General features: G+C 73.1%; 20 protein-coding genes. 11 read left to right on the plus strand and 9 right to left on the minus strand.

Going from position 1 to position 25,378, the window contains the following annotated elements:
* Positions 1–64: 64 nt before the first annotated feature.
* Complete coding sequence (locus tag ACN28G_RS17305; protein WP_421479696.1) at positions 65–3,283, minus strand: bifunctional [glutamine synthetase] adenylyltransferase/[glutamine synthetase]-adenylyl-L-tyrosine phosphorylase; 3,219 nt, start codon at positions 3,281–3,283, stop codon at positions 65–67.
* Positions 3,284–3,290: 7 nt separating this feature from the next.
* Positions 3,291–4,049 carry a type 1 glutamine amidotransferase gene (locus ACN28G_RS17310; RefSeq protein WP_421479698.1) on the minus strand — a complete coding sequence of 253 codons (759 nt, stop codon included), beginning with the start codon at positions 4,047–4,049 and terminating at the stop codon, positions 3,291–3,293.
* A 154-nt stretch (positions 4,050–4,203) separates the two neighbouring features.
* Here ACN28G_RS17310 and ACN28G_RS17315 point away from each other — a divergent pair, with 154 nt between their 5' ends.
* Positions 4,204–5,172, plus strand: a complete 969-nt coding sequence (locus ACN28G_RS17315) for a S66 peptidase family protein (protein ID WP_421479699.1) — start codon at positions 4,204–4,206, stop codon at positions 5,170–5,172.
* 177 nt (positions 5,173–5,349) lie between these two features.
* Here ACN28G_RS17315 and ACN28G_RS17320 read toward each other — a convergent pair whose 3' ends face one another.
* Positions 5,350–6,231: a virginiamycin B lyase family protein gene (locus ACN28G_RS17320; RefSeq protein WP_421479701.1), complete on the minus strand. Its 882-nt coding sequence runs from the start codon at positions 6,229–6,231 to the stop codon at positions 5,350–5,352.
* Between the two features lie 179 nt (positions 6,232–6,410).
* Between ACN28G_RS17320 and ACN28G_RS17325 the strand changes: the two genes are divergently transcribed.
* On the plus strand, positions 6,411–6,923 hold the full coding sequence (locus ACN28G_RS17325) for a hypothetical protein (RefSeq protein WP_421479703.1): 513 nt from the start codon (positions 6,411–6,413) through the stop codon (positions 6,921–6,923).
* Between the two features lie 157 nt (positions 6,924–7,080).
* Here the strand turns inward: ACN28G_RS17325 and ACN28G_RS17330 are convergent, their stop codons facing one another.
* Both ACN28G_RS17330 and glnA read right to left on the minus strand, forming a co-directional pair.
* Complete coding sequence (locus tag ACN28G_RS17330) at positions 7,081–10,470, minus strand: NACHT domain-containing protein (protein ID WP_421479705.1); 3,390 nt, start codon at positions 10,468–10,470, stop codon at positions 7,081–7,083.
* A 92-nt stretch (positions 10,471–10,562) separates the two neighbouring features.
* Positions 10,563–11,912 carry a type I glutamate--ammonia ligase gene (glnA, locus tag ACN28G_RS17335; protein WP_091446891.1) on the minus strand — a complete coding sequence of 450 codons (1,350 nt, stop codon included), beginning with the start codon at positions 11,910–11,912 and terminating at the stop codon, positions 10,563–10,565.
* A gap of 257 nt (positions 11,913–12,169) precedes the next feature.
* Between glnA and ACN28G_RS17340 the strand changes: the two genes are divergently transcribed.
* The 3 genes from ACN28G_RS17340 (at position 12,170) to ACN28G_RS17350 (ending at position 15,652) form a co-directional block, all read left to right on the plus strand.
* Complete coding sequence (locus ACN28G_RS17340; protein ID WP_421479706.1) at positions 12,170–13,933, plus strand: NAD+ synthase; 1,764 nt, start codon at positions 12,170–12,172, stop codon at positions 13,931–13,933.
* 98 nt (positions 13,934–14,031) lie between these two features.
* Complete coding sequence (gene panB, locus ACN28G_RS17345) at positions 14,032–14,895, plus strand: 3-methyl-2-oxobutanoate hydroxymethyltransferase (protein WP_421479708.1); 864 nt, start codon at positions 14,032–14,034, stop codon at positions 14,893–14,895.
* 256 nt (positions 14,896–15,151) lie between these two features.
* Complete coding sequence (locus tag ACN28G_RS17350) at positions 15,152–15,652, plus strand: hypothetical protein (protein WP_175440611.1); 501 nt, start codon at positions 15,152–15,154, stop codon at positions 15,650–15,652.
* Between the two features lie 454 nt (positions 15,653–16,106).
* Here the strand turns inward: ACN28G_RS17350 and npdG are convergent, their stop codons facing one another.
* From npdG to ACN28G_RS17370, 4 genes are all read right to left on the minus strand, one after another.
* Positions 16,107–16,805, minus strand: coding sequence for an NADPH-dependent F420 reductase (npdG, locus tag ACN28G_RS17355; RefSeq protein WP_091441538.1), 699 nt, complete (start codon positions 16,803–16,805; stop codon positions 16,107–16,109).
* A 71-nt stretch (positions 16,806–16,876) separates the two neighbouring features.
* The gene (locus tag ACN28G_RS17360; protein ID WP_421479710.1) at positions 16,877–18,304 is read right to left on the minus strand and encodes an RNB domain-containing ribonuclease; all 1,428 of its coding nucleotides are present in this window, start codon (positions 18,302–18,304) and stop codon (positions 16,877–16,879) included.
* 153 nt (positions 18,305–18,457) lie between these two features.
* Positions 18,458–19,198, minus strand: coding sequence for a histone (locus ACN28G_RS17365; RefSeq protein ID WP_421479712.1), 741 nt, complete (start codon positions 19,196–19,198; stop codon positions 18,458–18,460).
* Positions 19,199–19,280: 82 nt separating this feature from the next.
* On the minus strand, positions 19,281–19,484 hold the full coding sequence (locus ACN28G_RS17370; RefSeq protein WP_091446894.1) for a hypothetical protein: 204 nt from the start codon (positions 19,482–19,484) through the stop codon (positions 19,281–19,283).
* Between the two features lie 351 nt (positions 19,485–19,835).
* Here ACN28G_RS17370 and ACN28G_RS17375 point away from each other — a divergent pair, with 351 nt between their 5' ends.
* The 6 genes from ACN28G_RS17375 (at position 19,836) to ACN28G_RS17400 (ending at position 25,198) form a co-directional block, all read left to right on the plus strand.
* Positions 19,836–20,207 (plus strand): hypothetical protein, encoded by a 372-nt coding sequence (locus ACN28G_RS17375; RefSeq protein ID WP_091441545.1) that lies wholly within the window; start codon positions 19,836–19,838, stop codon positions 20,205–20,207.
* Positions 20,204–20,674, plus strand: a complete 471-nt coding sequence (locus ACN28G_RS17380) for a roadblock/LC7 domain-containing protein (RefSeq protein WP_091441548.1) — start codon at positions 20,204–20,206, stop codon at positions 20,672–20,674. The genes ACN28G_RS17375 and ACN28G_RS17380 overlap by 4 nt, the downstream gene beginning before the upstream one ends.
* Positions 20,675–20,901: 227 nt before the next feature.
* Positions 20,902–22,125, plus strand: a complete 1,224-nt coding sequence (locus ACN28G_RS17385) for a S8 family peptidase (RefSeq protein ID WP_091441550.1) — start codon at positions 20,902–20,904, stop codon at positions 22,123–22,125.
* Between the two features lie 178 nt (positions 22,126–22,303).
* Positions 22,304–22,888, plus strand: a complete 585-nt coding sequence (locus ACN28G_RS17390) for a hypothetical protein (protein ID WP_421479715.1) — start codon at positions 22,304–22,306, stop codon at positions 22,886–22,888.
* Between the two features lie 430 nt (positions 22,889–23,318).
* Entirely contained in the window at positions 23,319–24,794 is a 1,476-nt protein-coding gene (locus tag ACN28G_RS17395) for a SulP family inorganic anion transporter (RefSeq protein WP_421479717.1), read from the plus strand.
* A gap of 104 nt (positions 24,795–24,898) precedes the next feature.
* Positions 24,899–25,198, plus strand: a complete 300-nt coding sequence (locus ACN28G_RS17400; RefSeq protein ID WP_139135730.1) for a hypothetical protein — start codon at positions 24,899–24,901, stop codon at positions 25,196–25,198.
* Positions 25,199–25,378 lie beyond the last annotated feature (180 nt).

Consider the following 25,378-nt stretch of genomic DNA (forward strand, 5'->3'; position numbering starts at 1 on the left):
CAGCGTCGTTAGGAAGGGGCCCCTGCTATACAGAAAGCGATAAGAGGGGGCCCTTCCTTTCTCGTTAGGCATCTAGGACGCGTTCCATGGCGCTGCGGCTGCGGCGGGCCGTGCGCAGGTACTCGTCGAGGAACTCGCCGGGGTCGTCGCGGCCGAGGATGCGGGTCACCCCGGCCAGTTCCACGCCGTGCCGGGGCAGCTGGTCGCCGGCCCGGCCGCGCACCAGCATCAGCGCGTTGCGCGCCTGGGCGGCCATGGTCCAGCCGGCGGCCATCTCGGCGGCGTCGGCCTCGTCGACGAGTTTCGCGTCGCGGGCGGCGGCCAGGGCGTCGAGGGTACGGGTGCCCCGCAGCGCCGGGTACTGCCCGGCGTGCCGCAGCTGGAGCAGCTGCACCGCCCACTCGACGTCGGCGAGCCCGCCCCGGCCCAGTTTGGTGTGGGTGGCCGGGTCGGCGCCCCGGGGCAGCCGCTCGCTCTCCACCCGCGCCTTGATCCGCCGGATCTCCACCACCTGCTCGCGGGTCAGCCCGTCGGCCGGGTACCGCACCGGGTCGACCATCGCCTCGAACTCCGCACCCAGGTCGGCGTCGCCGCAGACGAACCGGGCCCGCAGCAGCGCCTGCGCCTCCCACACCTTCGACCAGCGGGAGTAGTACTGCGCGTAGGCGGCGAGGCTGCGTACCAGTGGACCCTGCCGGCCCTCGGGACGCAGGTCGGCGTCGACGCCGAGCGCCGGGTCGGGGGCGGGCATGCCGAGCAGCCGGCGCAGCTCCTCGGCGACGGCGTGGGCGGCGGCACTGGCCGCGCGCTCCTCCACGTCGGCGGGCCGGTCGTAGACGAAGAGCACGTCGGCGTCGGAGAGGTAGTTCGACTCGTACCCGCCGAGGCGGCCCACCCCGATCACCGCGAAGCGCAGTCCCTCCGGTCCCGGCTTGGCGGCGCGGGCGATGCGCAGCGCGGCGGTGAGGGTGGCGTCGGTGACCGCGGCCAGGGCGGTGCCGGCGGTGATGACGTCGGCCATCGCCGCCGGACGACGGGGGTTGCCCTCGAACCGGGGCGGCCGGGGGGCGATGCCGTCGGCCCGGCTCAACACGTCGGCGCAGGCCAGCCGGAGCAGTTCCCGCCGGCGCAGGGCCCGGACCGCGTGGGTGGCCTGGACCGGGTCGCCGTGTCGGCCGGCGGCGGCGAGGAAGCCCTCGCTGAGGGTCTCCCGGGTACGCGGGGCCAGCTCGCTCTCCTCGGCCAGCAGCCGCAGCGCCTCCGGCTCCCGGGCCAGCAGGTCGGTGGCGTACCGCGACAGCGACAGCACCCGGGCCAACCGGCGGGCCACCGGGCCGGAGTCGCGCAGCAGGCGCAGGTACCAGGGGGTGCTGCCGAGCTTGTCGGAGACCTGCCGGTAGTTGAGCAGCCCCCGGTCCGGCTCGGGTGCGTCGGCGAACTCGCCGAGCAGCACCGGCAGCAGGGTCCGCTGGATGGCGGCGGTGCGGCTCACCCCGCCGGTGAGGCGTTCCAGGTGCCGCAGCGCGCCGGCCGGATCGGCGAAACCGAGGATCTCCAGCCGGTTGCGGGCCGCCTGCGGGGTCAGCCGCAGCCCGTCGGCAGGCACCCGGGCCACCGCCTCCAGCAGCGGGCGGTAGAGCAGTTTGGCGTGCAGCCGGCGTACCTCGGTGGCGTGCGCGACCCAGTCGGCGCGGAACGCCTCGACGGCGCTGCGCCCCGGCGTGGCGGTGTAGTCCAGCGCGGCGGCCAGCCAGCGCAACCCGGCCGGGTCGGTCGGCACGGTGTGGGTCCGGCGCAGGCCCTGCAACTGGAGGCGGTGCTCGACGGCGCGCAGGAAACGGTACCCGCGTAGCAGGCCCTCGCCGTCGGCGCGACCGACGTACCCGCCACCGACCAGGGCGCGCAGCGCCGGGATGGTGCCCGGCACCCGCAGCTTCTCGTCACCCCGGCCGTGTACGAGTTGCAGCAGCTGGACGGCGAACTCGATGTCGCGCAGCCCGCCGGGGCCCCGCTTGATCTCGCGTTCCTGCTCCCGGGGCGGGATGTTCTCGATGATCTTCTTGCGCATGGAGCGGACGTCCTCGACCGCCTCGGGCCGCTCGGCGGCCCGCCACACCAGCGGCGCGAGCGCGTCGATCCACTCCTGGGCCAGCGGCAGGTCCCCGGCGGCCGGGCGGGCCTTGAGCAACGCCTGGAACTCCCAGGTCCGCGCCCACCGCTGGTAGTAGGCCAGGTGGCTGGTGAGGGTACGCACCAGCGGGCCCCGGTTGCCCTCGGGCCGCAGCGCCGCGTCGACCGGCCAGGCGACCAGCCCGCAGATGTGGATCAGCCGGGTGGCGACCGTGGTGCCGGCGGTCAGGTCGGCGTCGTCGGCGGCCACGAAGATCACGTCCACGTCGGAGACGTAGTTCAGCTCGTCACCGCCGCACTTGCCCATCGCCACCACGCCCAGCCGGGGGCGCGGCGTGCCCTCGGGCAGCTCGGCGACGGCGATCTCGTACGCCGCGGCAAGGGTCTCGTCGGCAAGCGCGGAGAGCGCCGCCATGGTCTGCTCCAGGCCCCGGCCGCCGGTCAGGTCGGCCGCCGCGATCCGCAGCAACGCCAACCGGTACGCCCGCCGCAGCTCGGCGATGCGCGGACCGCTGCCGACCGGCCCGCCGCGCCGGTGCCCGGCCACCCGGGGCCGCTCCCGCCCACCGGCGCGGGTCGGTTGCGCTTCGGCGGCCGGGGTGCCGGCGGGACCGCTGCCGGCGGCCGGAGTGCCGGACGCCGCTCCGGTGCCGGCGGCGGGTCGTAGGCTGCCGGCGGTCGTGCGCGCGGTGTCGGCGACCGACCGGGCGGTGCCGGTGTCGACGTCGGTCAGGTGCAGGTGGCCGTCGGCCAGTGGGGCGAGCCCGTCGGCCTCGGTGGCCAGGGTGGCCCACTGGTCGGGGTTGGCGACCAGGTGGTCGCCGAGCGCCGACGAGGCACCGAGTACGGCCACCACCCGGCGGCGCAACCCCGGATCGTCACGCATCGCCGCCAGCAGGGCCGAGGGCGCGTCCCCGGCGGTACGCCGCTCGGCCTCGACGATCCGGTGCAGCTGACGCAGGGCGAGATCCGGGTCGGCGGCCCGGGAGAGGCCGGTCAGCAGCTCGGCGGCGCGGGCGTCGACCGGCTCCTGGCTGGCCGCCCGCCACAGGTCCAGCCCGTCCGGGCCGAGCAGTTCGGCGGCGCGCGTGACGTCCTCGCCCTCGGCGGTGCCGAAGCCGTACCGGGCGAGTCTGGTGTTGGGTCGGTTCATCGTCGGCTCAGTGCCCGAGCAGCGGCAGGCTGGGCCGGATCGGGGCGTCGTCCAGCTCGCCCAGGGCCAGCGCGGCGAACCGGGCGGCGAAGGGCTGCCAGACCTCCTCGACGTCGGCCATCACCTCGGCGCAGGCGCTCACCACCACCTCCGGGTCGTAGCCCAGCTCGGCCAGGAGATCCGCGTCGGCGGCGGCCCACTCGGCGACCATCGCGGTGTCGCACCCGATGTGGAACTGCAGCCCCCAGGCCCGGTCGCCGAGGCGGAACGCCTGGTGCGGGTAGCGGGTGGAGGCGGCCAGCAGGGTCGCGCCCCGGGGCAGCTCGGTGACCTCGGCGGAGTGCCACTGGAACACGTCAGGCATCAACGGCACGTACCGGAACAGCGGGTCCCGCTCGGCGGCGTCCCGCTTGCCGGCCACCGTCGGCCCGATCCCCGGCCCGGCCGGGCTGGGCTCGACCAGTCCGACGTGCGCGGTGGCGAGCAGGTGCGCGCCCAGCCCCACGGCGAGGGTGGGCACCCGGTGCCGCACCGCCTTGCGCAGCAGCCCCTCGACAGCGGGGAACCAGGAGGGCTGCGCGCCCGTGCCGACGTGCCGGTCACCACCGAGCACCACCAGGGCCACGAACCCGGACAGGTCGGCCGGCAGGTCGTCACCGGCGTACGGGCGCAGCACCCGCAGCTCCAGCCCGGCCTCGGTCAGCCACTCCCCCAGTCGACGGGGGTCGTCAAACGTATCGTTCTCGATCACCAACGCAGTTCCCACGCGTCGAGGCTATCGGGTCCCACCCCCTCCCCCCGCGCCCCGCCCAAGGTGTAAGGAAGGGCCCCCTGTTAACGCATACGGTCGAGAAGGGTCCCCTCCTTACATCTGGCGGGGTGGCACGAGCGGCGATGGGGGCGGGTTAGGCTCGGCCGCTGTGAGCACGGATCGCACCCCGTCGAGCGAGGCGGCCGACCGCGCCGGGGATGAGGCGGTACGGCCGCCCGCCCTGCGCCCCGGCGACACCGTGCTGCTGGTCTCCCCGTCCGGGCCCACCCGCCCGGAACGGGTCGCCCGGGGCGTCGAGCTGCTCACCGGCTGGGGCCTGCGGCCGGTGCCCGCCCCGAACGCGTACGCCCGACAGGGCTACCTGGCCGGTGCGGACGCGCTGCGGGCGGCGGACCTGAACGCCGCCTTCGCCGATCCCGCGATACGCGGGGTGATCTGCACCCGGGGCGGGTACGGCGCACAACGGATCGTCGACGCCATCGACATGGCTGCCGTACGCCGGGATCCGAAGGTGGTGGCCGGCTTCTCCGACATCACCGCGCTGCAACTCGCCCTCTGGCGGGGCGCCCGGCTGGCAAGTGTGCACGGGCCCGGGGCGGCCTGGCTGGACGAGCGGACCCCGCTGCGCTCGGCCGAGTCGCTGCACGCCGCCCTGACCAGCACCGCACCGGTGACCCTGACGGCCGACCCGGCGGCCGAGACCGGCCCGGTACGGGTGCCCGGCCGGGCCACCGGCACCCTGCTCGGCGGCAACCTCTGCCTGCTCGCCGCCTCCGTCGGCACCCCGGACCTGCCGGACCTGACCGGGGCGATCCTGCTCGTCGAGGAGGTGCAGGAGCCGCCGTACAAGGTCGACCGGATGCTCACCCACCTGCGGCGGGCCGGCGCGCTGGCCGGGGTGGCCGGGGTGGCGGTCGGCCAGTTCACCGGCTGCGCGGACGGCTGGGCCACCACGGTCGCCGACGTGCTGACCGAGCGCCTCGGCGACCTGGGCGTGCCGGTGCTCGGCGGGTTTCCGGTCGGCCACGGCGAGGGGCAGCTCACCGTCCCCGTCGGCACCCCCGCCACCCTCGACACCGCAACCGGCACCCTGACCGTCGCCGCCGCCGTCCGCTGAGGTCGCGCCACCCCGTCCGCCGCCGCCAGGTCAACCGGACGTCAGCGGGTGCCACCGCGCTGGCACCGGGTCAGCCAGACCTCAGGTGCGCCACCGCGCGCTGACACCAGGTCAACCGAGCGCGGGGTACGCCACCCCGTCCGCTGACACCGCGCCACCCCGCGCGCCGGCACCGGGTCAGCCGGGCGTCAGGTGGGCCAGCGCGCCGGATTCCAGGGCAGCCCAGACGGTACGGTCGCCGGCCACGGTAAGGCCGTGCGGTTCGCTGCCCGGCGTCGGCAGGTCGTACCCGTCGATCGTGCCGTCGGGGCGGACGTGGCCGATCCGGTTGCCGGCCCACTCGGTGAACCAGCAGCCGCCGGCCGGGTCGGCGACGATCGCGTGTGGCCGGGCCGCGCGGTCCGGCAGCGGGTACTCGTCGATCCGGCCGTCGGGGCTGATCCGGCCGACCTGACCGGCGGCGATCTCGACGAACCAGAGCGCCCCGTCGACGCCGGGGGTGATGCCCACCGGTGCGGCCTGCGCCGTCGGCAGGGCGTGCAGGGTCACCTCGCCGGCCGGGTCGATCCGGCCGATCGCGTGCGCCTGGTTGAGGGTGAACCAGACGGCGTCGTCGCCGCCGGCGGCCACCATCGACGGCATCCCGCCGGTCACCGGCAGCGCAAACTCGGTCACCTGGCCGTCGGTGGTGAGCCGGCCGACCACGTCGCTGGCCATCCCGGCGTACCAGAGGGCCCCGTCGGGACCGGCGGCGATCCCGCCGGGTGCGGTTCCGGCCGGCAGCGGGTACGACGTCTGCTCGCCGTCGACGGTGAGCCGGCCGATCCGGTGGTCGCCGGAGCGGGTGAACCAGAGCGCCGCGTCCGGCCCGGCGGTGATGACCAACGGTCGGGCCCCGACGTCGACCGGGTACGTGCGCAGCCCGCCGTCGGTGGTGAACCGGCCGACGGCGTCCGAACCGACCAGGGTGAGCCAGAGCGCCGCATCGGGCCCGACGGTGATCCCGTACGGGCCGACGACCCCCGGAAGGGAAATCTCCCGGATCGGGGTGTTTGTCATCGGGGCACCTCCATTGGTGGCAATCGGCACCACCCTGACCGACCCGACCGGCCCGTTCAACGGGTTTTCCCAGCCGGGCGGAGAAACTTTCAGCTGGGTGACAGGGTCGCCACGGGTCCCGTCCAGCCCGGGAGGTCACGTTGGGTCAGTCAGATCATCACCGACAGTTGGAGGACTACATGTCCCGCACGATGTCGAAGAAGCACGTCCTGGCCAGCATCGCCGCCGCCGGCGTACTCGGGGTGGGGATCGCGGCCCCGACCATGGCGTTCGCCAACGACCCCAGCCCGTCACCCAGCGCGAGCGCCGACGCCGGCACCGACCGGGAGCAGCGGCACGCCGACCGGCAGGCCGAGTTCGCCGAGGCGCTGGCCAAGGAGCTGGGGGTGGACACCGACAAGGTCACCGCGGCGCTGGAGAAGCTGCGCGAGGAGCACCAGGGCGACCGCCCCGAGTGGCCCGGCAAGGGCGAGCGCGGCGAGCCTGGCGAGAAGGGCGAGCGCGGCGGGGACGCCGCCGACCGCCAGGAGAAGCTGAAGGAGCGGCTGGCCACGGCGGTCGAGGAGGGCAAGCTCACCCAGGAGCAGGCCGACGCGATCACCAAGGCCGTCGAGTCCGGCGTCTTCCCCGGCGGCGGGGGACCGGGTCGCGGCGGTCACCCCGGCGCCGGTGCCGACAAGACCGGCGAGTGACCCCACGGCCGCTGGCGTACCGCTCGCATCCGGTACGCCAGCGGCTGGCCCGTCCGTCCGCCGGAGACGGGCACCCGGATCGCTGCCGTCAGAGTCCGGAGACGGGCACCCGGAGCACTGCCGTCAGAGTCCGGAGACGGCACCCGGAGCACTGCCGTCAGGGTCTTCCGGCCTGGGCGATGTCGGTGTCACCGTCGGACCGGCGGCCTGACGCCGACTCGCCCGCACTGCCGGCCAACTCTGCCAGGCGCACGACCAGATCGGGCCGGCGGTGGCCGTACCGCTCCCGGAAGCGAGCGGCTTCGTCGGGGTCGATCCTCCTCCGGTGGAGGCCGAGTTCCCTGAACCGCACCAGCATCTCGATGGAGAGCTCGTCCCGCGAAACAGGGTTCCAGTGGTGGAACAGCTCGGCCAACCGGACATCGACCAGGTGATCCTTGCCGAGGGTTGCCAGGACGCAGCGGAAGGCAGCCCGCTCCGAACTCAGATCGAACGAGACGTCGCACGCCTCGAGAACGTCGGCCACCACCCCTGGTTCCACCTGCGGATCGACCGACAGGCGGTCGAGCAGCAGCCGCACGTACTCAACGGTCTCGCGTCTACCAAAGGCGTCCCGCGCCAGGTTGACGATGGCCGCGCACCGGTAGTACGCCGCCGATCGTTCCTCCGGGGTGGTGGCATGCCGGGGCAGCAACCAGACGTCGAGCAGAGCGTGGGCCACCGAGGGCATGACATCCGGCCAGCGCCCGACCATCTGCTCCAGCGCCGACGGCAGCCGCTCCACCAGCGGTTCGAGGGCGTGCCGCAGCGTGTCGTCGGCCACCCCGCACTCCAGGTGCACCCCTCGCGCAGACCGCGCGCCGAGGTCGGTAACGACGTGGACGAACGGCCCGGGCTGGTGGCGGTCGTAGGGCTGGTCGCGGTCGTAGGTCCAGTGCAGGTCGACCGGGGGGACGACGAAGGTGCCGTCGTCGCGGGACACCACCACGTACCGTCCCTGGTCGTCGCGGCGCCGGTCGAGGGCGAGCCAGTCGGCCATGCTCTGCCAGCCCTCCTTGCCGAGCTGCGAGCGCCAGAGCCGCACCTGGGCCCGCCACGCCTCGACCACCTCGGTGGTGTCCGGGTACAGACTCCGGGCGGAGACCTCGCCGGCCGCGCAGATGGTCAGCAACAGCAGGTTCGCCTCGTAGGCGGCGTAGCGCGCGGTGACCCGCAGCGGCCGCGGGCGGTAGGTGTCGTACCGCCGGGCGGCGGTCACGTACGGGGCCTGGCGGAACAGTCCCAGCAGTACCTGGGTCCAGGCCGCCCGCCCGTCCTCGCCCCGGGTGTCCAGCCGCTCGGTCAGAAAGGCGAGCACCGGGGCGCGGACGGTCAACACCGTGTGTGACAGCAGGGCGTGCAGCAGATCGTCGACCGGAGCGTCGGTCACCCCGAGGCTGCTCACGGTCTCCCGGGCCACGATGTCGTCGACCACCGTCCAGGTGAACTGGGCCACCAGGTACTCGCCGAAGGTGGCGTGCAGGAACTCGTAGGTCTCCCGCCGGTCGTCGCCGGCCGAGGCCCGCGAGCGGTGGACGAAGAAGAACCGGCCGAGCAGCAGTTCGGCCGCGCGCAGCGGAGTACGCAGCCCGGCCCGCTCGCCCACGCTCCGGCCGCCGAAGGGCAGCGCTGCCAGGTCGACCTCCAGCTCCCGCTCGGTGACGTGCTGGGCCCGCCGGTTGAACATGGCGAACGCCACCACCGCCAGCCGACGCAGCTCCTCCTCGACCGCGAGGTCCAGCTCCCGCTCGGGTAGCCCGACCCGGTGCTTGGCCACCTCCCGGCGGACGAACCGGCGCAGCAGCCGCTCGTACAGCTCACCCCTGCGCAACTCCCCGGCGGCCCGCAGCGCGTTGCCCTCGACGTCGTACAGGGCCAGCATCAGCAGCAGCAGGGGCTGCTCGGCCAGGTCCGGATGGGCCAGGACCAGCTCCGGATCCAATGGCTGCACACCGACCTGCCGGAACGCGGTGTGGTTGGTCCGGTTCCAGGTCCGTACCCAGGCGCGGACCCGCTGCTCGTCGAAGGGTTCCAGCCGCACCGCCACCGTGCCCGGCGGTGCCTGGGCCCGGTCGGCGACGGTGGTCCGGCTGGTCACCAGCACCGCGACCGGACGTCCCTGGTCGGCCTCGCGGCGTTGGAAGGCGGCCACCCGCAGGAGATAGTCGGTCTGGCTGACCCCGGTCGCCTGGAGCAGCTCGTCGAAGCCGTCCAGCAGCACGACCGGCAGGGCGTCCCCGGCCGACCGGGACAGCGCCGGCCACTCGACCCGTTCCCCGGTGTCCTGACGGACGGCCTGCTCGATCTGGTCCTGCACCTCGCCCTCGGCGGACACCTCCCGCAGGACCACCCGTACCACCAGGAAGTCGGCGGCCGGCAGCTGGGCGGCCAGCACCCGGGTCAGCACCGACTTGCCCGAGCCGGGCTGGCCGAGCACCAGCAACGGCGCGTGTACGGCGCCGGGTGCGGTGAGGTGCACCACGAGGGCCTGCCACAGGTCGTGGCGCAGCGGTGGCTCGGCCCACCAGGAGTCGTCACTCGGCCGGGACCCGGGGTCCAGCGCGACGATCCGGCACAGCGGCGGCAGGTACGCCGCACCGAGGGTCGGTACCCGCAACCCGGCGGGGACCTCACCTGAGGAGATGACCGGGCGGTCCAGCTCGGCGCTGTACGCGGCGGCGAGCGCGGCCCGCATCTGCTCCGCCGGGCCTCCGGTGGAGATCTCCCGCAGCAGCCGGCCCATCTCGTGCAGACCTGCGGCGAGCACCCGCACCTGCTCCCGGGTGGCCTCGACCTGCTCCCGGGTCGCCTCGACCTCCTCCCGGGTGGCCTCGTGCTCGTGCAGCCCGAGCCAGAAGCCCACCTCGGGAAAGTCCACGGCGAGCTGGGTCAGTAACTCCCGGTGCCGGTCGGCGGCCCGCTCGGGCAGCCCGGCCAGCCGCTCCTCGGTCTCCCGCCAGCGCGCCGGGCCGGCCTCATCCCTGACCACCAACCCGGACAGGAAGTGCCGCAACCGCTCCACCAGCGTCCGGTGGAAGGCGGTCACCGCCGTGCGGAACCGCGGGTACGGCAGGTGCGGGCCGGGCACCGGCGCGGCGGTGGCGAAGAGCGCCTCGGTGAACGCCTGCGGGTCGGCCCGCCCCGCCCCCGCCAGCGACAGCTGCTCCGCGGCGGTGATCCGGGCCCGGGTCAGGTCGATCGGCAGCTCGGCCTGCTCCAGTGCCTCGAAGAAGGCGGTCACCACGATGACCGCGTGCGCCGCCGCCAGCCGTTGCGTGCGCCCGTACCGGGACAGGCCGGAACGTTGCTCGGCGACGGTACGGACCAGGTCGTGGCCGAACCGGACCAGCTCGACCTTGGCGTCGAAGATGCCCAGGGCGTCGGAGACCCCGGCGGCCGACGATCCCAGCAGGGTCCACCCGACCACCTTGTCGGCCCAGTCGACGAACCTGCTCTTCCCTCCGCCGAGCAGACGTACCGCGTCGGCGTAGCTGAGCGTGTCGGGCACGGGTCCTCCCAGAGAACGGCGGACCCGCCATGATCACCGACCGACGTCCGGAACGCAGTCGGGTTTCAGACCCGCCTGCGCCGCAGGAGGGCCTACAGCGACAGGTAGCGCTGGCGCTCGTAGGGGGTGACCTCGCGGCGGTACTGCTCCCACTCGGCCCGCTTGTTGCGCAGGAAGAAGTCGAAGACGTGCTCGCCGAGCACCTCGGCGACCAGCTCGGAGCCGGCCATCACGTCGATCGCCTCGGCGAGGTTCTCCGGCAGGGCTTCGTACCCCATCGCCTTGCGCTCGGCGTTGGACAGCGCCCAGACGTCGTCCTCGGCGCCCGGCGGCAGCTCGTAGCCCTCCTCGATGCCCTTGAGGCCGGCACCGAGCATGACCGCGAAGGCGAGGTACGGGTTGGTCGCCGCGTCCAGCGAGCGGACCTCCACCCGGGCCGAGTTGGGCTTGCCGTAGGCGGGGACGCGGACCAACGCGGACCGGTTGAGGTGACCCCAGCAGACGTACGCCGGGCTCTCGGTGATCCGGTCCGGCAACGCCTGCGGGAAGAGCCGCTTGTACGAGTTGACCCACTGGTTGGTGACGGCGGTGTACTCCCGGGCGTGCATCAGCAGGCCGGCGATGAACGACTTGGCCACCTTGGACAGCTTCATCGGGTCGCCACCGTCGTGGAACGCGTTGCGCTCGCCCTCGAAGAGCGACAGGTGGGTGTGCATGCCGCTGCCGGGCTGGTCGGTGAAGGGCTTCGGCATGAAGCTGGCCTGCACCCCGGTGGAGAGCGCCACCTCCTTGACCACGTGCCGGAAGGTCATGATGTTGTCGGCGGTGGTCAGCGCGTCGGCGTAGCGCAGGTCGATCTCCTGCTGGCCGGGGGCCACCTCGTGGTGGCTGAACTCCACCGAGATGCCGATCCGTTCCAGGGCCAGCACCGCCTGTCGGCGGAAGTCCCGGGCCACCGCGTGGGTGGTGTGCTCGAAGTAGCCGCCGGTGTCCACCGGGATCGGCACCGTGCCGTCGGCCGGGCCGTTCTCCAGCAGGAAGAACTCGATCTCCGGGTGGGTGTAGAAGGTGAAGCCCTTGTCGGCGGCCTTGGAGAGCATCCGGCGCAGCACGTGCCGGGGGTCGGCCCAGGAGGGCCCGCCGTCGGGCAGCAGGATGTCGCAGAACATCCGGGCGCTCTCGCCGCTGACCCCGCCCTCGAAGGGGAAGACCTGGAAGGTGGTCGGGTCGGGCATGGCCACCATGTCCGACTCGAAGACCCGGGCGAAGCCCTCGATCGCCGAACCGTCGAAGCCGATGCCCTCGTCGAAGGCCGACTCCAGCTCGGCCGGTGCCACCGAGACGCTCTTGAGGGTGCCCAGCACGTCGGTGAACCACAGCCGGACGAACCGGATGTCGCGCTCTTCCAGCGTACGGAGGACGAACTCCTGCTGACGGTCCACTACCACTCCTCCGCGACACACTTCTCCGCCACCGGCTGGGTCGGCGCGACTGACCGCCCAGTCTCCACTGACCCCGTTAAGCAGACGTTACGCGACCCCGTGGCACCCCGTCCCGCCGTGTCCCATCCGCCGGTCGGCACCCCCGCCCCGGGTGCACCGGGGCGCGGCGAGCCGTCGTCGTCGGACTGCCCGGCCCCGGTGGCGGGCAAACCTGGCCGAGGGTGTTTGGGTCCGGCGGCTGGGGCAAGATGAGGGTCATGCCCACCCTGCGTCTCGCTCTCTGCCAGGTCAACCCGAGCGTCGGCGACCTCGCCGGCAACGCCGAGCTGATCCGCTCCTGGACCGCTCAGGCCGCCGGGGCCGGCGCCCAGCTCGTCGCCTTCCCGGAGATGGTGCTCACCGGGTACCCGGTCGAGGACCTGGTCTTCCGGCGGTCGTTCGTGGCGGCGTCGAAGGCGGCGCTGGAGTCCCTGGCCGCCGCGCTGGCCGCCGACGGCCTGGGCGAGGTCGCGGTGGTGGTCGGCTACCTGGACGCCGACGGGCCGCCGCAGGTGAGCGGGGACGCCCAGCCTGGCCGGGGGGCCCGCAACGCCGCCGCGCTGCTGCACGGCGGTGCGGTGGTGGCCACCTACTTCAAGCACCACCTGCCCAACTACGGGGTCTTCGACGAGGACCGCTACTTCGTGCCCGGCGACACCCTCACCGTCATCCGGTTGGGTGGGGTGGACGTGACCCTGACCATCTGCGAGGACCTGTGGCAGGCCGGCGGCCCGTTCGCCGCCGCCCGCGCCGCCGGGGTCGGGCTGGTGGTCAACATCAACGGCTCGCCGTACGAGTTGAACAAGGACGACCTGCGGCTGCCGATGGTCCGCCGCCGGGCCGCCGAGGCGGGGGCCACCATCGCGTACGTCAACCTGACCGGCGGCCAGGACGAGCTGGTCTTCGAGGGCGACTCGATGATCGTGACCGCCGACGGCACGCTGCTGACCCGGGCCCCGCAGTTCGTCGAGCACCTGCTGGTGCAGGACCTGGAGCTGCCGGCGGCGGGCGCGGCGGCCACCGGTGACGGTGCGCTGCCCGACGGGATGCGGCTGACGCGGGTCACGGTCGACGCCGAGCTGCCGGCACCGGGCCAGCCCACCGACGCCGGCGGTGTCATCGAGCCGGTCGCCGACGAGGCCGAGGTGTGGCACGCCCTGGTGCTCGGGCTGCGCGACTACGTCGACAAGAACCGGTTCCCGTCGGTGGTGCTCGGCCTCTCCGGCGGCATCGACTCGGCGGTGGTCGCCGCCCTGGCCGTCGACGCGCTCGGCCCGCAGCGGGTGGTCGGGGTGTCGATGCCCAGCCAGCACTCCTCGGAGCACTCCCGAGAGGATGCCGCCGACCTGGCCAAGCGCACCGGACTGGACTTCCGGGTGGAGCCGATCCAGCCGATGGTGGACACCTTCCTGGCCAACCTGTCGCTGTCCGGGGTGGCGGTGGAGAACCTCCAGGCCCGGGTCCGTGGGGTGATCCTGATGGCCCTGTCGAACCAGGAGGGCCCGCTGGTGCTGACCACCGGCAACAAGAGCGAACTGGCGGTCGGCTACTCCACCCTGTACGGCGACTCGGTAGGCGGGTTCAACCCGATCAAGGACGTCTGGAAGACGCTGGTCTGGCGGCTGGCGAAGTGGCGCAACGCCGAGGCCACCCGACGTGGCGAGACCCCGCCGATCCCGGAGAACTCGATCGGCAAGCCGCCCAGCGCCGAGCTGAGCCCGGGTCAGCTGGACAGCGACACCCTGCCCGACTACGACGTGCTCGACCCGATCCTGATCGGCTACGTCGACGGCGACCTGGGGCGCGACGGCCTGGTCCGGGCCGGCCACGACGCGGCGGTGGTGGACAAGGTCCTGCGGATGGTGGACACCGCCGAGTACAAGCGCCGGCAGTCCGCCCCGGGTACGAAGATCTCGATGAAGGCGTTCGGCCGGGACCGCCGGCTGCCGATCACCAACCGGTGGCGCGAACGCGGCGAGTGACATCCTGCACTGTCGCCTGTCCGTCGGGCCCGCCCCGGTGCAACGATCGGGGCGAAGCCCGGGGACCGCGCCAGCGGCCTCGAGGAGAGGAGACAGTCATGGTGGAGTCCACGCCCACAGCCGACCCGACACCGGCGGAGGTGACCGCCCTGTACGGCGGTCCGGCGACCCGCCGGGTCCGTACCCGCGACCTGTTCGCCGCCAAGGAGCGCGGCGAGCGGTGGTCGATGCTCACCTCGTACGACCAGTACACGGCGTCGATCTTCGACACCGCCGGGGTGCCGGTGCTGCTGGTCGGCGACTCGGCGGCGAACAACGTCTTCGGGTACGAGACCACGGTGCCGGTCACCGTCGAGGAGCTGCTGCCGCTGGTGCGTGCCGTGGTCCGGGCCACCCGGCAGACGATGGTCGTCGGCGACCTGCCCTTCGGCTCGTACGAGGAGAGCCCGACGCAGGCGCTGCGCACGGCCGTACGGTTCATGAAGGAAGGCGGCTGCCACGCCGTCAAGCTGGAGGGCGGCCGGCGCTGCGCGGCCCAGATCGAGGCGATCACCGGCGCCGGCATCCCGGTGATGGCACACATCGGGTTCACCCCGCAGCGGGAGCACACCATCGGCGGGTACCGCGTGCAGGGGCGCGGTGACAGCGCCGAGGAGGTGCTCGCCGACGCCCGCGCGGTGGCCGGGGCGGGCGCGTTCGCGGTGGTGCTGGAGATGGTCCCCGGCGAGGTGGCCAAGCGGGTCACCGCCGAGCTGGCCATCCCCACCGTGGGCATCGGCGCCGGCCCGGAGACCGACGCCCAGGTGCTGGTCTGGCAGGACATGGCCGGCCTGCGCACCGGGAAGGCCCCGCGCTTCGTCAAGCGCTACGCCGACCTGGCCGGCACCCTGTCCCAGGCCGCCCGCACCTTCGCCGACGAGGTCCGCGACGGCACCTTCCCCGCCCCCGAACACACCTTCTAAGGTGCAAGGAAGGGCCCCCTGTTAACGCTTCCGGTATAGCGGGGAGCCCTTCTCACCCACCTCCGGCAGCGCCCGGCGGGCGGCGGCGCGCCAGCAGCCGGGCGGCGGCGCGCCAGCAGCGGCGGGCGGCAGAACAACCAGCAGCGGCAACCGACGTCGTCGGATGGCCCCCGTGCGGGTGTCCAAACATCTCAAGTTGATCAAGGGGGCCGTTCGGGGGACACGGACCTGAGTGGACCCGCTAGAGTTCCGGCCCGTGAATCAACTGCGCCTCGTTCCTGTCGTACTCGCCTGCGTCTCTCTTCTTGCCCTCAGCGCCTGTGGTGGGGAGGACTCCACCTCCTCCGCCGGCTCCACCTCGTCCGACACCACGTCCGCCGCTCCGGCCGCCTCGTCCCCTGCTCCCGCCGCCCCGGCGGACCCGGCCAGCGACAAGGAGGTCTGCGAGGAGGCGGCGAAGGCCAGCACCGAGATGAAGCAGGCCATCATGAAGATCGCGATGGACAGCGGCAACGACCCCTCGGCCGACGATGCCAAGAAGGTCATGACCGAACTGGCACAGAAGATGTCCGCCGCGGCCGCCACCGGCAGCCCCGACAGCCCGGTGGTCACCGCGCTCACGGCGTTCAACGCGGAGGTCACCAAGGCGGCCTCGGCGGCGGACCCGGCGACGGCCATCGACAACGAGGCCATCGAGAAGGCCAGCAAGGACCTCGGCACCGCCTGCGAGAAGGCCGGCGTCAAGGCGACCTTCTGATCTCCGGTACCCGTCGGACGGGCCCCTTCCCACCCGGGAAGGGGCCCGCTGCCATCCCGGCACACCAAACGCCGCTGCCCCACCACCGCAGCCCCAGCCGCAGCCCGGCGGACACAGAAACAACGTTGTAGTGGCCTGCCCCGCAGGAGCAGACGCAGAATCAACGTTCTAGTGGCCCGCCCCGCACAGTAACTCCACTACAACCCGGAACGGGGCGGCCGGACGCAGGAACAACGTTGTAGTGGCCTCTCCCGCAGCAGCGGACGCAAAATCCACGTTGTAGTGGCCTGGCCCGGACAGCAACCCCACTACAACGTGGATCGGGTGGGCGGAACAGGGCACGCAATGGGCGACGCGGGACCAGAGCGACCCCGGGACCAGAGCGACGTGGGACCAGAGCGACCCCGGGACCAGGGCGACGTGGGACCAAAGCGACGTGGACCAGGGTGCGGTGTCAGAGGTCGGTGACGCGGATCCCGGCGTGGGTCTTGTAGCGCTTGTTGATGGCGATCAGGTTGGCGGTGAACGCCTCGATCTGGTGGGCGTTGCGCAGCCGGCCCGCGTACACCCCGCGCATGCCGGGGATGCGGGCGGCGAGCGCCGCGACCACGTCGACCAGGTCGCGGTCCTCGGTGCAGATGAGCACGTCCAGCTCGATCCGGTCGACCTCCGGGTCGGCCAGCAGGGGCGCGCTGACGTGGTTGAACGCCGCGCAGACCCGGGAGTCGGGCAGCAGTCGGGCGGCCTGCTGCACGGCGCTGCCCTCGGCGACGGTGAGCGCGTACGGGCCCTGCTTGTCGAAGCCGAGCGGGTTCACGCAGTCGATGACGATCTTGCCGGCGAGTGGCTCGGCCAGCGAGGCGACGACGGTCTCGTGGCCGTCCCACGGCACCGCGACGACGAGCACGTCGCTGCGCCGGGCCACCTCGACGTTGTCCGCGCCGTCGATCCTCGCCCCGGCGGGCATCCCCGGCAGGGCGGCGATCTCGCGGGCGGAGTCGGCGGCCCGCTCGGCGGACCGGGAGCCGATCAGCACGCTCTGTCCGGCCCGGGCGAACCGGTAGGCCAGCCCCCGCCCCTGGTCACCGGTGCCACCGATGATGCCGACGGTCAGTCCGGATACGTCGGGCAGCCTGCTCGCGTCGTGTGCCATGTGACCATCCTCGCAAAGTCGTCCCACCGACGGCAGTCACGCACCCCTGTGACAAACCCCGCCGCCGGGTCTCAGGCGCGTTCGAAGAGCACGGTACGACGGGTCGGGTCGGCGGTGACCAGCCGGACCCGGACCCGTTCACCCAGGGGCAGTTCGCCTGCGCAGCGGGCCCGTACCGGCGGGTCGTCCACCGCCACCGTGCCGCCGGGCGGACGCGGTCGCCCGTTCGACGACGGCACGGTCACGTCCAGCACCGCCGCGTCGAAGACCTCACCCACCCGGTGTTCCAGCAGCACCGCCTCGGCCAGTTCGATCGCGCCCCGGCTGGCCGCCCCGGCGGTCCGGTCGGTGGCCGTCATCACCTCGGGCAGCCGTGGCAGCGCCGCGCGGACCTGGTCGGGCACCGGCCGGCCCGCGTGCAACGCCAGGCACACCTCGGTGGCGTACCGGTCGGCGAGGCGCCGCAGCGGCGCGGTGACATGGGCGTACGCGGCGGCCACCCCGCCGTGGGCGGGCTGCTCGGGCAGTTCGCCGTCGAAGGCGGTGTACGCGGCCCCGCGCATCAGGTCGGCCGCCTGGTCGACGAAGGCGGCCTCCCGGGGCCGGGCCGGGTCCAGCCCGGCGAGGATCTCCCCCACGCCGACCCCGTCCGGCCAGGACACCCCCAGCGGTACGGCGGCGGCGCGCAACCGGAGCACCGCCTCGGGTTTCGGCGCCGGCATGGTACGCAGCAGTCCGATCCGCCCGGCCAGCATGATCTCGGCGGCGGCCATGCCGGTGAGCAGGGAGATCTGCGCGTTGTGCTCCTCCATCGGCACCGGCGGGCGCAGGACCAGCCGCCAACCGTCGCCGTCGGGCTCGACGTCCTGCTCGGGCAGGGGCAGGTTGACGGCACCCCGGCGCAGGCCACGGGCGGTCAGCAGGGCGCCGAGCCGGGGCAGCAGGGCGATCGGCTCGGGTAGCCGACCGGCGTCGGCGTCGGCCTGCACCCGGACGTAGTCGAGCTGGGCGCGGCTGCGTACCCGGGCCCGTTCCAGCTCGACCGCGACGGTGCCGCCGTCGGCGTCCAGGTCGATGGTCCACAGCACGGCCGCCCGGTCGACGTCGGGCAGCAGGCTGGCCGCGCCCTCGCTGAGGGTGTGCGGGTGCAGCGGCACGTTGCCGTCGGGTAGATAGATGGTCTGCCCCCGCCGCCAGATCTCCGCCTCCAGGGCACCACCGGCGGGTACGTGCGCGGCGGTGTCGGCGATGGCGTACCGCACCCGGAAACCGCCACCGGGTCGACGGGCGAGATGCATCGCCTGGTCGAGGTCGCGGGAGCCGGCCGGGTCGACGGTGACGAACGGCACGTCGGTCCGGTCGACGGCGGGCGTGGGCGGTGCCGCGGCGGCCTGCTCGGCCTCACGCTGCGCCTCGGGCGGGAAACTCTCGGGCAGACCCAGCTCACGGCGGAGAGCGCCGAAGTCGATGCGGGGCGCCAGCACGCGTCGGATGACCACGGACCAATCCTGGCAGCGTACGGCGCGTTCCGCTCACCGGCGCGGGGTCGGGGAACCGACCCGTCCCGGCGGGGTTCGGCGCCGACCGGTCAGATCGACGTCGAGCCCCCGCCGGGACGTACCCGGGTCTCCGGGGTGGTGCGGGTCGCCCGATCAGCCGGCGGCGCGGCGGGCGGTCGTGCGGGCGGCGGTCGCCCGCGCCGTGCTGGGCTTGGCCGGTGCCCGGCCTGCGGTGGTGCGGGTCGTGCCGGTGCGCGCGGTGGTCTTGCGGACACTGGCCTTCTTCGCCGTGGCCTTCCTGGCCGGTGCCTTCTTGGCCGTGGCCTTCTTCGCCGGTGCCGTTCTCGCCGTGGTCTTCTTGGCCGGGGCCTTCTTCGCCGTGGACTTCGCGGCCGTGGTCCGCTTCGCGGTGGTCTTCTTCGCCGTGGAGCTCGTGGCCGTCTTCTTCGCCGGGGCCTTCTTCGCCACCGCCGAGGTGGTGCGTGTGGCCGCCGCCGTGGTCCGCTTCGCCGCCGAGGTGACCTTCCGGGCGGCGGTCGAGGCCTTGGCGGGGGCCTTCTTCGCCGTCGTCGTGGTCTTCCTGGCCGGCGCCTTCTTCGCGGCGGCGGAGGTCGTCTTGCGGGTGGTGGTCTTCTTCGCCGGAGCCTTCTTGGCGGTGGTCTTCGTCGCCGGGGAGCGGCCGGCGGCCCCGGCGGTCTTCTTCGCCGGTGAGCGGCTCGCCCCGGTGGCTGCCTTCTTGGCCGGCGCGCGGCCGGTGGCGGTCTTGCGCGCAGGCGCCTTGGCCCCGGCCGTGGTGGACCGTGCCGTGCCCGTGGACCGCTGCGCCGTGGTGGTCTTCGTCGCGGTCGTACGTTTGGCGGCCGGGCGGGTGGTGGCCTTCTGTGCTTCGGCCATCTCGGTTCCCTCCTTGGGGACATGCTCTCGCGTGGCTCCGCACGGAGCACGGAGTTCCTCGACGCGGGCAGTCCCGCGCCGTCTATTCGTCCTCCCCGGCCCATCGGGCGTCCTCGGCCTCCCACGCCTCGTTGCGCTCCCGCACGGTCTGCAGGGCGTTCTCGGCGTCGGCGGCGGAGGCGTACGGGCCGAGAACATGGCGCGCGGCACAGAGGTCCGCATCCGTCTCGACCCGGTGGTGTCGGGTGCACCAGTAGTAGCGCCCACCACGCCCGCTGTCGCTCATGGGATCACTGTGCACCGGGAACCGCCCGGCCGCCACCGGTTCCGCAAAAGTCTCCGAGGATCTCCACAGTAGAGCCGCTGGCGGCCACCCGTGGCGAAACGACGGAACCGGCCCTCAACCTGGCGCTTTAGCAGGTGGACCGAGGCCCGGCCATCCTTCGGCCGGCGCTTCTGCCCCGGCCGGGAGTCGACCGGGATCAAACCGGTCAGACCCTAACGTGCCGTGCAAGATGCGGACGGGCCGGTAGATGTGCGAACCTCGGCCGGGATTCCCGCGAGATCGCCAACGGCGTCACCGCGTGCTCACCCTACGCTTCGCGGGCGTGAACCGCCTGCTCACCCTGGAGGCAACGTGGCCAACCTCGACACGGCACTGAAGGACATCATGACCATCGACGGCGCCATCGGTGCCGCCCTGGTCGACTACACCAGTGGGATGACCCTCGGGGTGGCCGGCGGCACCCCGGAGATCGACCTGACCGTCGCGGCGGCCGGCAACACCGACGTGGTCCGGGCCAAGATGCGCACCATCGAGATGCTCAAGCTCAACGACGAGCTGGAGGACATGCTGATCACCCTCGGCAACCAGTACCACCTCATCCGGCCGCTCACCAGCCGTACCGGCAAGGGGTTGTTCCTCTACCTGATGCTCAGCAAGACCCGGTCCAACCTGGCCCTGGCCCGGCACCAGCTGCGCACCATCGAGGGGCAACTGGAACTGTGAGCATCGGCGACACGGCCCTGCCCCGGCGGGTCGCACAGCGGCCGGAGACCCCGCCGCCCAACCGGTACCCGCCGTCACTGGCCGGCAACCAGTCGTTGCCGTACCCGGCGATCGGGGCCGAGCTGACCGACCTGCGCCTGCAGATCCCCGGCGTACACGGCAGCGTGCTCGGTGGCGTGGACGGCCTGCTCATCACCCACGACGCCCCGGCCGACCTGAACCCCGAGGACCTGGCCGCGCTCGCCGCGACCACCTACGGGCTGGGCCGGCAGGTCGGCCTGCGGCTGGGCCAGGGACACTTCCAGCAGTCGACGGTCCGCAACCAGTACGGCTACCTGAGTGTCTACGCGGTCAGCAGCCAGGCGCTGCTCGCCGTGGTCGGCGGCGACACGGTGAACGTGGCCCGGCTGCACCTGCACGCCCCACCGGTCGCCGAACGCCTCGCCACCCTCCTGGCCCAGCCGTAAGGAAGGGCCCCCTCCTAACGCATACCGTCGAGCGGGGCACCCCGCTCACCCCACCCCCACGGCGGCACGGCCGGGGGCCGGGTGGGCGGCGGGAGTCCACACGGCCACGCTATGACCCAACCGATATATATTCTTTGGTTTAGATTGATCGATAGTCTCTCCTCAGGATCAGGGCTGTTGTGCCGTGGCCACCGCCACGGGCCGGCCCGGTGGACAGAGGAGAACAGATGCCCCTCCCCCGCAGACTGGCCGCTCTCGGCGTACTGACCGCCTCGGCCATGGCCACCACGATGATCGGCACACCGGTGTCCGCCGCACCGGCGACCGGCGAGATCCGGCACGCCGGCGGCGCCACCGCCATCTCGTCCAGCTACATCGTCGTACTCAAGGACAGCGCCGTGGGTGGCCGGGCCGGCACCCGGCAGGCCGCCGTCGGCCGCTCGGCCGACAGCCTGGCCAAGCGGTACGGCGGCACGGTGGCCCAGGTGTACGGCAGCGCGCTCAACGGCTTCGAGGCGAGCCTGACCGAGCGGGCCGCGAAGCGGCTGGCCGCCGACCCGGCGGTCGAGTTCGTCGAGCAGAACCACACGGTCACCGCCGACGTCACCCAGGTCAACCCGCCCTGGGGACTGGACCGGATCGACCAGACCGCCCTGCCGCTGAACAACGCCTACAGCTACGTCAGCACCGGCAGCGGGGTGGACGCCTACATCATCGACACCGGCATCCTGACCAGCCACACCGACTTCGGCGGCCGGGCCATCGACGGCTACGACGCGGTCGACAACGCGCTGCCGGCCGCCGACTGCAACGGCCACGGCACGCACGTCGCCGGCACCACCGGCGGCCTGCGCTACGGGGTGGCCAAGAGCGTCCGACTGATCGCGGTACGGGTGCTCAACTGCGCCGGCAGCGGCACGAACGCGGGCGTCATCGCCGGCGTCAACTGGGTCACCTCGCACCACCAGCCGGGCCGGCCGGCGGTGGCGAACATGAGCCTCGGCGGTGGCCTGAACACCTCGCTGAACACGGCGGTGGCCAACTCGATCGCCGACGGCGTCACCTACGCGGTGGCCGCCGGCAACTCCAACGCCAACGCCTGCAACTCCTCGCCGGCCGCCGTCGGCGCGGCGATCACCGTCGGCGCGACGCAGAGCAACGGGGCGCGGGCCTCGTACTCGAACTACGGCACCTGCGTGGACATCTTCGCCCCGGGCTCGTCGATCCTGTCGGCCTGGTACACCAGCACCACCGCGACCAACACGATCAGCGGCACCTCGATGGCCTCGCCGCACGTGGCCGGTGCCGCCGCCCGGGTGCTGAGCAACAACCCGAGCTGGACCCCGCTCCAGGTGCGCAACTACCTGGTCAGCACGGCCACCCCGAGCACCATCAGCAACCCCGGCAGCGGTTCGCCGAACCTCCTGCTGTACGTCTCCCCGACCAGCTGACCCGAACCCACCGTACGGCCCCGGGGCACCTCCCCCGGGGCCGTACCCGTGTCCGGGTACGACCCGACCCCGCAGGTGTTCGGCGCACCCGGCCGTAACCGATCCCCGCACGGCGAGTTTGACCACACGACGTCGCCGTGTGGTGGCGCGAGCAGCCGTCTCGACCTGGGGGTGAGCGGTGCGGCGCAGATTCCTCGCCAGCGGGCCCCTGGTCGTCTGCGCGCTGCTGCTGCACGTCGGGATGCCCTACCACCCGCCCACCGACGCCACCGGCACCCGGCCCGCGACGGGCACTCCGGCCGGGCAGGTCGGCAGCCCCGAGGTGCCCCCCGCCAGGACGCCACCGGTCACCGCGCTCCACGCCGCCACCATCGCCCACACCGCACCGGCCGCCCCCACCGGCGACACCGCCCACACCGCACCGGCCGCCGGCACCTCATCGGCCGCCGGCACCGACGACACCGCCCACACCGCACCGGCCGCTCGAACCGACGACACCGCCCGCACCGCACCGGCCGCGGGGGTACCCGCCGGTCGGTCCCGAAGCAGCCGGTGGATGACCGGCTGCGGAACCGAGGCGTACGGGTTGCTCGTGCGGACCGGGCGGGGCGGCCAAGGCACCGAGCGCCGGGCCGATCCGACGGCCCCACCGAGGACGATCCGGTACGTGCAGTCGGGGCAGGGCGGCACCAGCGCCGCCCCAGGGGCGTCGCACCGACGGTCCGGCTCCGGCCAGGACCGGTCGACCGTGCTGCGCTGCTGAGCCGGCCGCAACCTCCGACACACCGCCACACCGCCGTTCCGACGGTCGCCGAGCCGCGACCGGGACCCTTCACCCCTCCCGCCGGCCCGATCCCGTGATCACCGGCCACCGCCGCACCGGCCGGCCCCGCAGCCCGGCAACACCACACCGGCCGGCCCCGCAGCCCGGCAACCACCACATCGGCCGCACCAGCAGGCCGGCAACCACCACACACCGGCTACCAGCACACCGGCAGCCAGCAGGCCGGCACCAGCACACCGGCCGGTCCGGTCCTGACCGGGCCAGCCTCGGGCCGTCTCGGCGGTACCACCGCCGACACGTCGCGACATCCCACCCGAGTCACCACCCGACCGTCGCCGGCCGGCACATCCGCGTCGCCGCACGACGCCTTCGTCCGTACCCGAAAAGTCTCTTCTACCGGAGGTGCACCGTGACCGCTTCCGTCGCGAACCTGCGTACGCTCCGCGCCGACCTGCCCGCCTCGCTGGTGGTCTTCCTCGTCGCGCTGCCACTCTGCGTCGGCGTCGCCGTCGCTTCCGGCGTACCGGCCGAACTGGGGCTGGTCACCGGCGTGGTCGGCGGCCTACTGGTCGGATTCCTGCCCGGCAGCAGCCTGCAGGTCAGTGGCCCGGCGGCCGGGATGACCGTGCTGGTCGCCGAGGCGGTGGACAGCTACGGACTGGCCGGGCTCGGCACGATCGTGCTGGTCTCCGGGCTGATCCAGATCGCCCTGGGGCTGTTCCGGCTGGGCCGCTGGTTCCGGGCCATCTCGGTCGCGGTGGTGCAGGGCATGCTCGCCGGCATCGGCCTGCTGCTGATCGCCGGGCAGCTCTACGTCCTGGCCGGCAGCGCCACCCCGCACTCCGGGCCCGGCAAGTTCACCGGCCTGCCCGGCCTGGCCGCCGACCTGGTCACCAGCACCACGGCCCAGCTCGCCCTCTCGGTCGGTCTGGCCACGCTGGTGATCATGGTGCAGTGGGACGCCCTGCGCGTCCGGGTACGCCAGCTGCGGATGGTCCCCGGCGCGCTGGTCGCCGTGGTCGTGGCGGCGGCCCTGACCGCCCTGCTCGACCTGCCGGTGGACAAGATCAAGGTGGCCGGCCTGATCGCCGCGATGGAACCCTCGTTCGGGCACTGGCGGCAGCTCACCGAGTTGGGGGTGCTCGCCACCATCGTCACGTTCACCCTGGTCGCCTCGGCGGAGAGCCTGTTCAGCGCGGCGGCGGTGGACCGGCTGCACAAGGGTCCACCCACCGACTTCGACAAGGAACTCGTCGCGCAGGGCACCGGCAACACCGTCTGCGGCCTGCTCGGCGCACTGCCGTTGACCGCCGTGATCGTCCGCAGCTCGGCAAACGTGCAGGCCGGGGCGCAGACCAAGGCGTCCCGGGTACTGCACGGACTCTGGCTGCTGCTCTTCGTGGCGGCCGTACCCGGGCTGATCGGGCTGATCCCGCTGCCGGCGCTGGCCGCGGTGCTGATCCACGCCGGGGTGAAACTGCTGCCCCTGCGGGCGGTACCGGCACTGTGGCGCACCGAGCGGGGTGAGGTGGTGATCCTGGTGGTGACCGCACTGGCCATCGGCACCACCGACATGTTCACCGGGGTCCTGGTCGGCCTGGGCCTGGCCATCGTCAAGGCGGCCTGGGAGACCTCACACGTCCGGGTCACCGTCGACGACGCCGGCACCGGTCCGATCGAGGTACGCATCACCGGCAACGCCACGTTCCTGCGGCTGCCCACCATCCTCACCGCACTCAACGAGCTGCCCACCGACCGCACCGTCCGGTTGGACCTACGCGGCCTGCGGCACGCCGACCGCGCCTGTCGTACCGCCCTGGAAGAGTGGGTCGAGACGCACAACGAGGGCACCACCACCCCGGTCCAGATCCTCACCACCGACTGACTCGGGCAGGGCAGGGTGCCGCGGGATGACGCACAATGGTTGCCGGCGGGCCGTACCGGGCACCCTAGGAGTCGACGGGCTGCCGTGCCGTGGAGGTGGTGCAGGTGTCCGAGATGTTGACCTTCGTCGCGGGCTGGGGCTGCGTCGTGCTCGGCCTGTTCGGCACGGTCCAGGCCGTCGGGCTCATCCAGGAGGAACGACGCCAACGGCGTACGTCGACGACCCCGGACCGGTTCAGCGGCCGGGAGATGCTCGCGGCGGCGCTGGCCACCGGGATGATCGGCGTGGCCAACCTGCTCGGCGGCTGGTGGAGCGCGCTGATCCTGCTGGGCGTGACCGTCCTGGTGGTACTCCTGGCCCGCATCCTCACCCGGTCCCGCAACCCCCGCCCCGAATCCAGCTGACCTTCCCGACCGGCGGAGCCGGCTTCGGGTGCGGGTTTTTTCGCATGATCGACTCGGTTGGGCCGATATGGCGGTATCCCGGGCCGGTCGACCCAGCCATTTCAGCCCAACCGAGTCGATCAATGGGGTGCGCCTCGACTCCAGCACACCACGCTGAAAGATCTTGGAAGAATTCGGCCC

It is taken from the genome of Micromonospora sp. WMMA1923 (assembly GCF_049179195.1).
GTDB classification, from domain to species: domain Bacteria; phylum Actinomycetota; class Actinomycetes; order Mycobacteriales; family Micromonosporaceae; genus Micromonospora; species Micromonospora yangpuensis.